General features: G+C 38.0%; 7 protein-coding genes. 1 reads left to right on the forward strand and 6 read right to left on the reverse strand.

Annotated elements, in window-relative coordinates; genetic code table 11:
* Window positions 1–25: 25 nt before the first annotated feature.
* Together tamB and PISS_RS10320 are read right to left on the reverse strand one after the other, a co-directional pair.
* Window positions 26–3,712 carry an autotransporter assembly complex protein TamB gene (gene tamB, locus PISS_RS10315; RefSeq protein WP_058154987.1) on the reverse strand — a complete coding sequence of 1,229 codons (3,687 nt, stop codon included), beginning with the start codon at window positions 3,710–3,712 and terminating at the stop codon, window positions 26–28.
* Window positions 3,712–5,439 (reverse strand): autotransporter assembly complex protein TamA, encoded by a 1,728-nt coding sequence (locus tag PISS_RS10320; protein ID WP_058154989.1) that lies wholly within the window; start codon window positions 5,437–5,439, stop codon window positions 3,712–3,714. The genes tamB and PISS_RS10320 overlap by 1 nt, the downstream gene beginning before the upstream one ends.
* Before the next feature lie 192 nt (window positions 5,440–5,631).
* On the opposite strand from PISS_RS10320, the gene PISS_RS10325 reads away from it, so the two are divergent.
* Window positions 5,632–5,964, forward strand: coding sequence for a ribonuclease E inhibitor RraB (locus tag PISS_RS10325; protein WP_008109396.1), 333 nt, complete (start codon window positions 5,632–5,634; stop codon window positions 5,962–5,964).
* A gap of 36 nt (window positions 5,965–6,000) precedes the next feature.
* Here the strand turns inward: PISS_RS10325 and radD are convergent, their stop codons facing one another.
* From radD to PISS_RS10345, 4 genes are all read right to left on the reverse strand, one after another.
* The gene (gene radD, locus PISS_RS10330; protein ID WP_013465375.1) at window positions 6,001–7,752 is read right to left on the reverse strand and encodes a DNA repair helicase RadD; all 1,752 of its coding nucleotides are present in this window, start codon (window positions 7,750–7,752) and stop codon (window positions 6,001–6,003) included.
* 252 nt (window positions 7,753–8,004) lie between these two features.
* Entirely contained in the window at window positions 8,005–10,896 is a 2,892-nt protein-coding gene (locus PISS_RS10335) for a TonB-dependent receptor domain-containing protein (RefSeq protein ID WP_058154990.1), read from the reverse strand.
* A gap of 483 nt (window positions 10,897–11,379) precedes the next feature.
* The gene (locus tag PISS_RS10340; RefSeq protein WP_013465377.1) at window positions 11,380–12,075 is read right to left on the reverse strand and encodes a 2OG-Fe(II) oxygenase; all 696 of its coding nucleotides are present in this window, start codon (window positions 12,073–12,075) and stop codon (window positions 11,380–11,382) included.
* 66 nt (window positions 12,076–12,141) lie between these two features.
* Window positions 12,142–14,913, reverse strand: a complete 2,772-nt coding sequence (locus PISS_RS10345) for a TonB-dependent receptor plug domain-containing protein (RefSeq protein ID WP_058154991.1) — start codon at window positions 14,911–14,913, stop codon at window positions 12,142–12,144.
* Window positions 14,914–14,950 lie beyond the last annotated feature (37 nt).

Here is a 14,950-nt window from a genome sequence, read left to right on the forward strand (position 1 = left end):
ACCTTTCCTTTTTTATTGTTATCTATTAGTCCCAATCAAACTTATACAGTATGTCTACGTTTTGGTATAAGCCACTGGTTATTTCTATGTATAGTTTAGAGAGTAACTGGTAGCGCACAGCCACTTCACTGAGTGAGTCGAACACCCCGACACTATACTTAACCTGTAAGCTTGGGGCTATATAACCCGATATCTCTACTTTTGTTTGTTCACCACTGCCTTTAGAGCTTAAACTTACATCAGATAAGCCAAAGGTTTCGCCCACCTTAGAAACCACTCCCTCACTGCGACTCACACCTTGCGAAAGTAATAACTGAGTTAACATAGCATCTGTAGAGCTGTCGCCCTCTCCTAATGGTTGCCCATTGAGTAAATAGGCTAAGGCTTGGGCTTGATCCATCGCAGGCTCAGAAAATACTTTTAACGTAGGCTGCTCAACACTGCCCGTTAAAGTCACTCCTGCAATCACACCATCAGCGGTATTATCTGGGTTACGAATCGCTTTAATATTGAGATACGGTTTGTCGATTGCGCCACTAAAACCTACTTGCCCTGTTCTAATTATCAAGTCTTGCCCGAAGGCTAAATAAGTCCCTTCTATTAAATTAAGCTCTCCGGTTGCAATAATTGGCGTACCTTGGCTCATTTTAAGCGCTAAATCACCAGCTACTTTAGACTTGAGTCCAAACGATTCGACTTTTACATCATTTTTTACTGTTACTTTTAAGTCTATATCGTAATCAAAAGGGACTTTTTTAGCCGCTTGTGTTTTTTGATCAATAACTATTTCATCATCGCTTACTTGCACTGCGCCCTCGGGCAACTCTTCAATTTCTATACGCCCATAAGGTACAACCACTTCACCAACAAGGTTAAGCGCGTTATCTGCTATGCCGATTTTTAGATCGGGTGATACTTTAAATATCACGCCCTGCTGTGCTCTAACAAAAAACTCATTGCCAACAACTGCAACATTAACCGCGGGTTGCTCACCTTGCCAATCAACATCACCGGTAAGTTTAACTTGCCCGCCTTGAGGATCACTTAAGTTACCTTTAATCGTTGCCGTGGTTTTATTAAATAAAATATGTATATTAGAGTCTTTAAGTGCAACGGGTAATTGCTCTCCCTCTAAATTAATGTCTGCTATCTTAAGCTCACCATCTAACTGAGGATCTTTGAGCGTTCCTGCTAATGTAACCTGTCCGCTGATTGCCCCTTTAAGTTGCTCAAGCGTATCTAAAAATGGCTGAATGTCTGAGAGTAAAATTTTATCTATATTAACGTTACCAGAGAGTGTTTGTGTGTTTTGAATGTCGTCAATATTTATATCGGTAGCTATTTTACCTAGCACACTGGATGCCAAGTTAGCTTCAATTTTACCAACCTGCGAATCTGAAAAAGCACGAATACTGAGTGTTTCTATTGGGAGTTTAAATCGATCCTCTTCTGAGGTTAGCACTGCATTTAATCCATTAGAATTTACATTGGCTCTGAGTGTTTTAAGTGCACCTGACTGCCAATTAGCAGCAAAATCACCTGTTAAGTCTCCGCGTGTGCGAATATTATCTGGTAATAAGTGCTTAAGCTCTGCAAGTGAGAGGTTAGCAAGCTTTGCATTAAACTGCCCTAGCGCTTTTGTTTGCGACAAGGTATCTATACACAACTTACTTTGAGCTGATTGCCAACAATGAGCGCTCACATCAAAATCCCCGTTTTGTGTATTCACCATAACGGATATTTTTTTAGTATTATTAAAACTCAGCTTTTTATCACTAAGGGTTATGTCACTTAGCTCACCATTCCAAATGGCATTTTTCATTTTGCCATTAAGCTCAAGTTCCACCGCGCCTTTTTCGGCATCAATCGACGCGCTAAGTTGATGATCTGTTTTATCACCACTGGCAGCTATGTTTATATTATTAATCTGCTGCCCAGCGACCAGTGCAGATGCAACATTAACACTGAGATCAGTTTGCCAATCAGCAGCCGTATCTAGTTGAGATTTTATAGCGAGTTTATTAATGTTTATCTCATTAAAAATAAAACGCTCTAGCATGACGGCTAAGTTAACCGAAGGGGTTAATCTGTTGCCGCGTACTTTTAAGTCCGCTTTACCGTTAGCAATAAAAGGAAGGTTAGCCTGCTCATCACTATTAAGCGTGATATCACCGTCAACTTGCCATGTATCATCTACCTGCCCATTCAAAGTTAACTTGTTAGCACCACTACTTAAATAAAAACTATCGATATCGGCTTTTAATTGATTATCTAACTTAAAGTTTGCAGCAAACTCTAAGGGAACGTTGTTCAATAAGCCGGCTAGCTTAGTATTGTTCATTCTTAGCTGCCAGGTATCGACTTGGGCGTTAAATACGCCTTTAAACGTCCCTGAAACATCACTGGTTAGGGCATCGGTTAAGTATTGCGCTTTTAAATTTGATAAAACGCCGGTAAAGTCCGCTTTAATTCCCTGTTGCCAATCAAGCTGTGCTTGAATATTCGCAGCGCTATCGTTAGCTTTTAAAGCAAGCGTTTCAAGCGTTGCCTTGTTTAGTGTGCCTTTTAGCTGAGCATTTAAATCTACACTTGGATAAGCATCTAGCTGAGTATTACCCGTTAAACTTAATTCATAGTCGTTAGCATTACCTTGGGCACTTAAATTGATGTTTTTAACCTTTAGCTCATTACTTTGTGTATTAATAAGCCATTGATTAATTTTGCCATTAACACTAAAGGGATAATTTTTCTGTTTGAGGTTGGCTGTTGCTCTCAAATTTAAAGGAAATAATCCTGTGGTATCAAGCGCAATGTTAAGCTTGGCTAGATCACCATTTATATCAAGAGTAGCTCCATGTTCATTCCCTTTTAAGCTAATGTTGCCGTTAATTGTCATTGCCCCTTCCAGTGTTGCATCAAGCTGAGTTTTTAACTGCCACTGCTGATAACCTGCCGATAGTGACTGTACCTTAATAGTGGCATCTTCTACGCTCATTTGCAGGGCAATATCATCAATTGAATAGTGTTGCTCGCCCTGATTTATTGTCACGTTGGTGATATTGAACTGCTCAACATTGATGTTAAGTGGCGAGATAAAATCGATATTGGGTAAAGCTGGTAATTCCTTAATAGCCGTTGTTGTTTGTTGATTAGCCGCTGCTTGTTGAGCTGCGGTTTGCTCTTTTAATACCACATTAATACGAGGAATGGTTAAGCGTTTAATTGTAACATCAGACCCTTCAGCCTTTGCCGACAATTGCAGAGTGATAAGTGTTACATTTACACTTGAATGATTTAAAATAAATTCATCAATAGCTAGATTTTTTAATGCAATATTAAAGGGTAAGGTTATTTTTTCTAATGCTTCGGTTGGCGTATCGTCTTTATTCTCAGCGCTTTTTGGCAAGGTTAATTTAATCGACTTAGCGCTTAAATTATCAATACAAATACCATCACATTGCCACCAAAATAAATCTATCTTTAGTTGCTGTGCATTAACGCTTAAGCCATTTTGGTCAAACTGTAAGTTAAACGCGTCATTGTATAAAAATCGGCCATTTTTTATTTCAATGGTTAATCCATCAACCAATTTATTCGCTGTATAAGCAAGCAATTGATTACCAGGGGCGGTAAACAAAACGCAAAACAGTGTAACTAACAGCGTTGCTAAAACGGCGCTAATTATCGCCGTTACTTTTTTAAATACTGACATTAAATTTCAGGCCCTATGGTAATACTTAAACGGGTACTTTTACTTTCTTTTGTGAGCCCCCACGCGTGATCAACTCTTATCGGACCAACCGGTGTTAAATAACGAAAACCAAATCCTGCACCTACTTCAAATTGTTCTGAAAAATCATTAGTTGCGGTCCCCCCATCAACAAACAGCGCAGCTCGCCAATTTTTAGCAAATTGGTAGTTGTATTCAACGGTACTCGCTAATAAATATTTACCACCAATACGCTCACCCTGCTCGTTTTGCGGAGAAATCGACTGATAAGCAAAACCCCTGACACTTTGATCGCCACCGGCATAAAATCGCAAAGAAAATGGCACGTTATTTATATCATTAACAATCATTGCGCCCACGTTTGCTTTTAAAAAGATCAGATGGCGGTCAAGGTAAGTACGTAACCAAGCATGCTGTAATTGAACTCTAACCAAATTGGTACTTGAGAGTACGCTATCGAGTCCAAACTCAGCTGAAATAGACCACTGCTCCCCCCAATAAGGTGTGGTGCCACCCTTTGATTGTTTACGCGCATAACTGATCCCAGGCATTAACATTTCAGTTGTTTTTTCTTCGTCATCCCCTATGCGGTAGGTTTCTTGCTCGCGCCTTAAAAAAGCCGTTCGTACCCATTTATGCTCAGTTAACCATTGGCGCTGTAACTGACCTGTTAGTATTTCACTGTAAGTTTGATTGGTTAATTCATCTTCCAACTTATAACCGACAGAAAAGCGCCATAAATCATCGTTCGGATCATTCACCGGCACGGTGTAAGCCATGGAAATATCTTGCTGTTTTTGAGAAACATTTAAATTGCTTTCAAGATAGTGCCCGTTATCGGTGATCCATGGTTTACTCCATTTAAAACGTACTTTCGGCCCTAAATCTGTACTAAAGCCACCACCAATTTCATAACTATTTTCTGGTTTATGTAACACATCCACTTTTATAGGAACTTGCTTGTTTTTTCTCGCTGTAATATCGGCGTAAACACGCACGCTCTTAAAATAAGGGGTACTTGATAAATCAAGATTATAATCGGCAATATAGGATGCTTTGTACGACTGACCCATTTTAAATGGCGCCAAAGAGCGGATATATTTTTCGGCTGGAGTATTTCTGGCAATTAAAATATCACCAAATTGATAACGAACTCCGCTATCAATAGTAAAAGTAATGGTTGCGCTGTGTTTTTTTAGTGATACTTCAAATTTTCTAACAGGCCATTTTGCATCGAAATATCCATACTCTAGCAACACTGACTCTATTTTTTTATGCGCGCTGCTATAAACCCCATGATTTAAAATATCACCTTGTTTTAAATTAAGATCTTCAATCGTTTTTTGAACGAACGGATCCTGTTTTGCTTCACCATTAATAGTTATATTAAGTGACTCAATACGTGTGGCTGGGCCTCGCTCTATATTTACAACAAGTTCGCGCTCGTCTTTATCAAAATCAATATTTACTACTGGACTGTAATAACCTAAGGCTTTGATACTGTTCTCAACTTGCGTTTTTGCATACCGACGAAGTGTACGGGTTGGTTTTTCACCAACAAGTTGTTTTAAATAAAGTGCAACGTTATTTTCTAAGTCGCCACTGATCCCTTTAATTTCATAATCTTCAATTATATTTTCAGAAGCAATAGAAGACAGGCTTACTAACAAGCAAAAAAAACAAAAAAACTTTAAAAGCTGATTGAACAAGTAAATATCCTTACTGTGGTATCCATAAAATAAACCGCTAGACAGAGATATACTACCATAGCCACAATGAGCCTAACATTAACTTAATCGCAATTAACACTCAAAGATGCAGTCAAAATTTAGTACGCGTTAACGGTTTATTTTGGTTACAATAGCTATAACGAGTACAAAATAAAATTAATGAGTTTTTTAATGCAATTCCCTGATGATGACAATGGCCAGCTACTTGCTGAAATTTCCGCCGCTGGTGTAGATTTAAGTAAAATGCAACAAATTGATTTTTACATTTTATTTGAACAACAGGTTGATGCCGAAAAATTTGCAACTGAGATTGTAAACGATGCATTAGTGCAAACTGCTGATGTTGAAAAATGCAAAGATACCGGCGTTTGGGAAGTAATTGCCCATGTACAAATGGTGCCTGAACATGCTCTGTTAGGCCAAGCAGAACAATACATTGAAAGCATAGCGAACAGCTTTAATGGCTATGGTGATGGTTGGGGATTAGACGCAGAAGAGGCATAATCCCTAATTTAAATGATGAATGATATCCAGCTTAGTCTATCGACTTAGCTGGTTTGCTTTTCTGAAGCTGCCTTTATAATCAAAAAGTTTATCTGCTACTTTCCAGCCATATTTTTTACTTTTTCGCGCAATCACAAAATCCGGTGGTATTAAATCAAACTGCGCTTTTATAACTTGCTCTGCACTGACAAATTCAATCGGGGATTGGCCCTGACTTATACGCTTACCAAACTGCTGATTAAAGTAATACCGAACACCTTTGTTTGATAAATCAAAAATTTCATCACAACTGGCTCCGTCTTCATCAAAATAAGTAATTTTTAACAATTGCTCTTTAAGTTTTACCACACTCAAGCCGCTACAACGTAGGACTAATGCATCTTTAAGGTTTAACGCATTGCGCAACTTATCATCAGGGTCGGCCATCACAGCATCACAATCATGGCATTTTCGAGCAGCAATATCATTTTGTGCGCCGCACTGCTCACACTCTTTAAAACGAAAACGATAATCGCATTGATCGCTTAAACCGTTATCATCTTCTAGCAAACCTTTACAACGCCTGCCGAAGTGCTCGATTACTTTGCCATCAGCATCTGTTTTTCCCCAAAATATATTGGCAAAGCCACACCCAGGACACAGTACTTGCACGGGTTCATTATCGCTATCGCCTTTTTTATCTCCCACCTCTGGGTAGAATAAATCAAAGCCATTGCCCGCATAGTCAATCACTAAACAATCATCTTTACCCTCAGCCAACCTCAAGCCTCTACCGACAATTTGCTGGTATAAACTTACCGACTCTGTGGGCCGTAAAATAGCAATAAAATCAACATGAGGGGCATCAAAACCCGTCGTCAGTACTGATATATTTACTAAATATTTTAACTGTTTAGCTTTAAACTGCTTTATTATTTTATCGCGTTCGCTATTTGGCGTATCCCCCGTGATCAGCGCACTGTGATCCTCTGGTAGATAAGTCATTATCTCTTGTGCATGCATAACCGTAGCTGCAAAAATCATCACGCCGTAACGATTTTCACTGTATTGTATAACCTGTTGTAAAATTGTTTGAGTTGCACGGGTCGATTTTTTTAACAGCGCATTCATATCCTCATTGCTATATTGCCCAAATGCATTGCTAGTTAAAGATGAAAAGTCATAATGGCTAATCGCAGCATCAACCTCTTTAGGGGGAGTTAAATAGTTATGCTTGATCATATAGCGCAAAGGTAATTCAAAAATACAGTGTTTGAATGGACTCTCTTTATTGCCTCTTACAAACCCATGGTAATGATGCTGATAAATCCAGCCTAACCCTAGTCGGTAAGGCGTCGCGGTTAAACCTAATACTTTTAATTCAGGGTTGTGAGATTTAAGTGCATTAATAACCTTACCGTATTGGCTTTTCTTTTCGCCATTCACTCTGTGGCACTCATCAATAATAAGTAGTGAGTAGTGCTCATTAAGTTTGTCTAAATTACGCGATAACGACTGCACACTCGCAAAAGTGACCTGATGGGTTAACGACTTCTCTTTTAATCCGGCTGAAAATATACTTGCCTCAAGACCAAAGCTTTTATACTTTTGAGCATTTTGCTCAACTAATTCTTTTACGTGCGCCAACACCAATATTTTTTGTTTAGCGATACGCGCAAGTTCAGCAATCACTAAACTTTTACCCGCACCTGTAGGCAGCACAATGACAGCAGGATCATTGGTTTTTCTAAAGTGTAAAACGGTGCGTTCAACCGCCTCGCTCTGGTAGGGTCTAAGGGTGTAGGTCATCAAAGGTAAGAATTCTTAATCTAATTAATGGTTATGTTTTAGGAAGACAGCTTTATTTCACATTTGTTTAAATAATTTATATTCATAAACTAATATTCAAACTGTTTATAAATTTAGAGAACTATATTATGTATAAATATAAAAAAATACCCTTAATCAAAATGATTAAGGGTATTTAATTACATACTTAACTTATCTGCAATTCTAAGAAACTCGATTAGTATAAAAATATTATATTAATAGGTAATAGCTTTAAAATTTGTAAGTAGCTTGTAGGTAGGCAAATCGACCAATATTATCGTAAATCGCTGAGCCTGCACCTGTGCCAGTCGTACTTCCTGGTAAGCCACGATTGAATAAGTTATCAACACCTAACTTAAAGCCAACACCACTGTCAAAGTTATAAGCGACTGAAGCATCAGTTATAAAATATGAACCGTAACGCATTTCATTTGACGGGTTAGGGTTTGCTTCTATTTGTGTAGGATTGTATAACTCAACACCGTTAATAAAGCGTGTGCTAAAATCTACAACCAGGTTTTCATAAGTATAATCAACAGAAATACTACCCTGCCATGTTTCATTACCTAATACACCTTCATAGTCTGTGTAATTTTCAGGCTCAGCTGAGAAAGGATAATCCTTTGCTTCAATCAAATAAGTACCAATAAAGCTAGTACCAAAACTACCACCTAGAGCATCAAAATCATAACCCACCTCAAAATCTACACCAGAATTAAGACTGCGTGCGATATTAAGTGCAAAACCTTTTAATAAGGTAATTTCACTTGTATTTGGATCACGAGTTATAAGACCACAGAATTGATTGTCAATACCAGTTGGTGAATCTACACAACGGTCTATGATAGTTTGAAACCCAATACCACTAATTGTGTCATCAATATCAATTTCCCAGTAATCGGCTGTTACACTAAAGCCTTCTAACCATTCTGGCTGGTAAACAATACCTGCCGTAATTGATCTAGATTCTTCTGGCTGTAGGTCTGGATTACCACCAACTAAAGTCTCAAGCGTTGCGCTATCATAACTTGAGTCAAAATCAGCAGGTACACCAAGCGCTGCACAGTTAGCTGCACGAATAGCTCGGCCTGCATCACTCAACTGATCAAGCTCAGATACTTTACATTTATCATCTACATTGGCAAATGACTGACTTTGTCCAGAAAAGAGTTCATCAATGTTTGGCGCACGCATCGCTTCAGATACTGTAAAACGAGCACGTAATTCAGGCGTAATAGTCCAATCTAAGCCTAATTTCCAGCTTGTAGCATCACCTATAGTTGAATAATCAGCATAACGTACAGCTGTGTCAAACACTAAAGTATCGATTAAGAATACATCTTCAATTAATGGTACTGATAGTTCAAAAAACGCTTCTGTTACATCATAACCACCATCCGTTTCACCAAGTGCATTAAAGAATGTAGCCCCTGTTTTAGCAAAAGCATCTTCAATCGTCACACTTGTTTCATCACGGTACTCAACACCACCAGCAAAACCAACCATACCCGCTGGTAGTTCATAAATTGCCGAATTACTAAATGTTGCATTGAATACAGTTTGCTTGATTTCTGATGTACCAATTGATGTTGTTGTCACATAGTCAATTGCTTCTTGGCTAATTGCGCCGTCACCCATTATATTTGCTGCAACACAACCATCTGCACGAGCAGTTTCACTACGACAAACGATATTGCCACTGTCATCAAACACAGCATCAATAGCGTTAGCATAATTAGCCAAAATAACATTTGCGCCATTAATACGTTCTATCTCTGACTTACCATGAACTAAAGAGATATCCATAGACCAATCATCAGTAATATAGCCTTGGATACCTGCTACAAACCGAGTTGTTTCACGAGTATTTTCTTCTAAACGGCGACCAACATCGTTGTACATTTTGTTTACACCGATCATTGATAGCCCTTCTTCATCCATCAATGCTGCAGTGTCAGCTGATAAAAATGCATTATCTCGCTGTATCATATTTGCGCCACTAAAGAAGCGGAAGAAAGGTTGGCCTATATTTTCACCTTCTGTTTTAGAATATTTAGCTTGAAAATATGCGTTTAATTCATCTGTTACGTCATAATTCGTTTTAAAGTTAAAATTAACGCGATCAAACTTAGGTTGTATTTCTGAATATTGGCGTAAGTTAATGAAATCACAACCAGCGCTTCCACAGAATTGGCCATCATCAATAGCACCTGTATAAACATCGTTTAATGAGCTATCACCATTAAATTTACCTAAAATACCACCTGTATTTGGATTCCAAACAGTTCCTTGATTTGAAATTAAATAATAACCAGCATTAGGGACTACTATTCTATCCGGATAAGCTTCGCTATCAATTTGACCTTCTGGGCGAGATTGACCTGTCACAACATCATATGGCATGGATGCATACGATGTTGCAGTCCAAGGGTTGTCTAAAGCATTCAATGAGTTTTGTGTATTATATTCTACAGAGAATGCAGCATTACCACGCCCTTCAGCAAAATCTTTACCGTAAGAAAAAGTATATTTTTCATTTTGATAAGAACTATTATCTGCAAAACCTTTCGTTGCAGATACATTAAAACCAGTAATATCTTTCTTTAATATGAAGTTAACTACACCCGTTACCGCATCGGCACCATATACCGCAGACGCACCACCAGTAATAATCTCAACTTTTTCAATCCAAGAGCTTGGAATGGTATTCGTATCAACAGAAGATGTTCCTGGGGCACTAGAAACATGACGTTTACCGTCAACTAGTACTAATGTACGTTCACTGCCCATACCACGTAAATCTAATAAACTGATACCAGCAGTACCGATAAAACGGCCTGAGTTTGCAAGTGAATAGGTAGTTGCTAAGGCTGGTAGTTTGTTTAGTACTTCACCGATATTCAAAGCACCAGTGCTAACTAAGTCTTCGCCCGTAATTACGGTTACCGGCGATGGTGAAATAGCGCCTTCACGTAATATACGTGAACCTGTTACTTCAATGCGTTCTACTTTTTCTGCATTTTCTTCTTCTGCAGCAAATGAACTTGCTGAGAAAGCAGCTGTAGAAGCTGCACCAAAAGCTATCGCTAAACGAACAGCTTTTGAAACTTTATTGTTCAACATTAAATTCTCCCTAAGGTGTTATTATATTTTTTATTTAACTAAACAGGCAAATATCAGCATTAAAACCTGTCTGTTATTTAACATCTTAAGCTTAATTTATGCACAAGGTCAACAACCCATTTACACATAAATTACAAGAACAAAGTTTTTAACTTTATTTTTTTACATTATCACCAAGTTCTTTCAAAAGTTAAATAAACGATTTAAATTAAAAGTATACTTTTAAAACAATTAATTATTTAATATCAAAAGCTTGGGCTAATTATAAAGTTTAAATACTAAATAACTTAAGTAATTATTTTGTATGAGGTAGTTATCACAATACTTGCTTTATTTAGAGCAAATAATAATTTTTTCATCTATCAATTTCTTAGAATTACATGGCTCCTCGTCTAAATAGAATTTTACTGATTACCTATTACTCATATTAATAAAGATGTTAATTAGTCTTAATAAAACTAACTTGGCGTCGCTTAAATAATATTATTTTAAGTTAAACCAGCCAGTAATTGAGTATCTTGCAGCACGAGCAAATGGAGTTACATAAGAAACAGAATGTGGTAATTGCACATCAAAAAGGGATAAAACATTACTTTTGGGCATAAACGTCTCTGTCAGCTTTCCATCCATTTCATAAAAATGTAACAAACCACCCCAGTCTGGGTGCCACTGTGGTGTAAAACCAAAAACAAAAGCGATTGCTCTTTGCTTTGTAGGGAGTACATCATTATGTCGTGTCAAAAAATTCCCTGGTACATAGCGTGTTAATTGCACACTTGCACTTTTTAAACCCTTTACACCTGTAACATCACTAATCAATTTTAAAACTTCTTGGCCATTAAGATAATTAAATAGATCCTTTAGTAACTCATCTTTTTCATTCTGAGTTATTTCATATCGCCCATAAAAAAAGCCAACCCCTTTACTCGCATTTTCATAAATAGTCTGCTGAAGCGCTCTCATTTTATTGGGAGACATATTTTTTAATTCATCATCTGATGATTGAATGTATTGGCCATTTAAAGAATATGCATTCAAATAAGGAATATTGTGTTTTAATTTTTCTGTAATTTTAGAAAAACCATCAAACTCTAAAACACTATCAACCATAATTCTCTTATTTTTAGAGTATTCCCTATGTAAATTAACTACATCAATATTTTTATTTAGTTGAATCATAAATATTCCAAAAATAAAAAAGCCACTAAAAAGTGGCTTTTAAATAAAGTTTAAGTTTCTAAGTTATTAGAACTTAATTGTAGCTCGTACATATACAAAGCGATCCATATTAACGTCGTACTCTGTAACAGAGAAGTTGTTAGTTGAGATTGCAAAGTCATTGTTAGTGTATTCACGAGAAGGTTCTTTCGCGAATAAGTTCTCAATACCTACACTAATTTTAGTGTTGTAAGCGTCTAGCGCATAACCTACAGATACATCATGTACAAAGTAAGAACCAATGTAATCAGCCATACCTGGGTAATTTTCTGCGCCGTAAGCTATGTCATAGTAGTTTTGCATACGGTCAACATAACGTGTTTGCCAATGCGCATCAAAGTCACCTTGAGACCAATCTAGAGCAAATGTGCCTTTATATTCAGGATAACCAGCATCACCATACTGCACGCCTACTTGATCTTCGCCATCGAACTCGTTAGTCATTACATAAGACAAATCAAGAGATGTTCTGAAGCTACCGTACTCAGTATCAAACTTGTATGCAGTATAAAAATCTATACCTTCAACATTGTAGGTACCTGAGTTTTGTAGGAAGTTACGTAAATCAACGATATTACCGTTAGCATCACGGTCAATGTAATCACAAGAAGATGCATTACTTCCTGAAGTACACTCGTTCAATATACGATTAGAACCGTAACGACCAATTGAGTTTTCAACTTCGATATCGTAGTAATCGATTGTGAATTCTAAACCATCAACATAGCTTGGGTTATAAACAATACCAAACGTTTTAGATTCTGATTCTTCTGGTTGTAAATCTGGAGAAGAAACGCGAGTTTCACGAATCTGTGTATTAGCTTGCGTGTAACCATTTGGTACGCCAGCACAACCAGGTAGGCTTGGAACAACACCTTCTACAGAGTTACACGGGTCTGTTAATGTAGGGTATGCATCTGCATTACCTGCATATAAGTCAGAGATTGAAGGAGCTCGGTAACCTTCAGCCCAAGTACCACGAAGAAGTAAATCATCCATTGGACGGTATTCAACACCAACTTTAGCTGTAGAGTTGCTACCATATGCACTGTGGTCAGAGAATCTAATTGCTGGTGCAATAGTTAAACCATCAAATACTGGAATTGAAAGCTCTACATAAGCTTCATCTAAACGGAAGCCACCTGAAGTTGCATCACGTTGGTTACCTGAAGTTTCACCACTTTGAGTTAGTGGATCAGGCGTATCGTAACCTGACTCTTCACGACGTTCAAAGCCAACGGCCATACCTACAACACCTGCAGGTAACTCAAATGCATCACCAGCAAAGTTTACTGTGTAATCTTTAAGTTCTAAACCTTCACGAGAAACACTGTCAAATGTTACAAAATCAACCATATCTTGTGTAATTGAGCCAGCACCACCAAATAGGTTAAGTGGTACACAAGAAGTAGATGCATTACAGTTGTCACCTAATGCTTGGTTTATACGAGTAAGGTTAAGTAGACCTGTTGTTAAAACGTCTTGGCTATTCTTACCATAAATGTAAGAAGCATCCCAAACCCAAGATGTATCACCAATACCGCCCTCTAAACCAACCATTGCACGGTAAGTAGTATCATTTTGTCTGTAAATACGGTTACCAGCTTCTACAAAACGACGTTGACCAGCAAATGGGATATAACCTTCTACACCTGAGCGAGAAGCATCACCATACAGTGTTTCACCAAATGGGTTGTAGATATTATTTTCGTGGATGTCTACTCGGCTAGCTGCTGCACCAAAAGATGCACCAATTGTTAATGGCATCGCTGCAAGTAGCTGTGAAGATTTACGGTTAGTCATCATGAAATCTGAAACGAAACGAACGTCATCACTTAAGTCATAAAAAGCTTGAACATAAAAACTGTTACGCTCTTGTGGCGTTGCAAGGTAGTTTTCAGGCGCGTAGTTGTAAACATCACCAGCTCGGTCACGGAATGAATCTAAACCTACAGCTGAACCTGCACCATTAGGAACTAAATCAAAACCAGCGTTTGACTTACCAGCGTTGTTTTCAGTGTAACCTTGAGCAAGTAAGCTATCTCGAAGATCAGGGCTGATTGCACTTGAAGTAAGACGTAAACGGCCTTTTTCAGTTGTAGAGCTGTTACCCATAGAAGAAATATCGCGATCACCTGCCCAAATTTCTTGTTGAGTTACATGGCTAGCATTAAACATTAAGCCACCGCGGTCTGAAGTAGTACCAACAGTGATGTCTGCAGAATACTGGCGACCATCGTTGTACTTTAAGTTTTCACCACCGTATACAGAAACCTCAACACCTTCAAAATCTTTACGAGTGATGATATTTACAACACCAGCAATAGCATCAGAACCGTAGATTGCAGAAGCGCCGTCTTTAACAACTTCAACACGTTCAATCGCTGACGATGGGATTGTGTTTAAATCAACTGTAGAACCTAAAGATGAAACCCAGCGCTTACCATTTACTAATACAAGAAGACGTTGTGCGCCTAAGTTACGTAAATCCATGTTTGTTGCGCCAGTACCACCGTTATTAAAGGCAGTATTAAGTGCAGCACCCGCAGCTGGAATTTGTTGAAGAATGTCACCGATGCTTAATTGACCACTAACATTTAAATCATCACGGCTAAGAACTAAAACCGGGCTAGCACTTTCTAAATCAGTACGCTTGATGCGTGAACCTGTAACCTGAATACGTTCAACTTTTTCTGCGCCTTCTTCTGCAGCAAATGAACTTGCTGAGAAAGCAGCAGTAGAAGCTGCACCAAAAGCGATCGCTAAGCGAACTGCTTTTGAAACTTTGTTATTTAACATTTGATTCTCCCTAGAATACTATTTGTTTTTGTATTTT

Origin of the sequence: Pseudoalteromonas issachenkonii (genome assembly GCF_002310795.1) — a bacterium.
Lineage (GTDB): Bacteria > Pseudomonadota > Gammaproteobacteria > Enterobacterales > Alteromonadaceae > Pseudoalteromonas > Pseudoalteromonas tetraodonis.

What these genes read in the sequence shown, in the direction of transcription:
- PISS_RS10340 (WP_013465377.1), bottom strand. Translation starts at nt 12,075, where the DNA reads ATGATTCAACTAAATAAAAATATTGATGTAGTTAATTTACATAGGGAA.
- PISS_RS10325 (WP_008109396.1), top strand. Translation starts at nt 5,632, where the DNA reads ATGCAATTCCCTGATGATGACAATGGCCAGCTACTTGCTGAAATTTCC.
- PISS_RS10345 (WP_058154991.1), bottom strand. Translation starts at nt 14,913, where the DNA reads ATGTTAAATAACAAAGTTTCAAAAGCAGTTCGCTTAGCGATCGCTTTT.
- PISS_RS10335 (WP_058154990.1), bottom strand. Translation starts at nt 10,896, where the DNA reads ATGTTGAACAATAAAGTTTCAAAAGCTGTTCGTTTAGCGATAGCTTTT.
- tamB (WP_058154987.1), bottom strand. Translation starts at nt 3,712, where the DNA reads ATGTCAGTATTTAAAAAAGTAACGGCGATAATTAGCGCCGTTTTAGCA.
- radD (WP_013465375.1), bottom strand. Translation starts at nt 7,752, where the DNA reads ATGACCTACACCCTTAGACCCTACCAGAGCGAGGCGGTTGAACGCACC.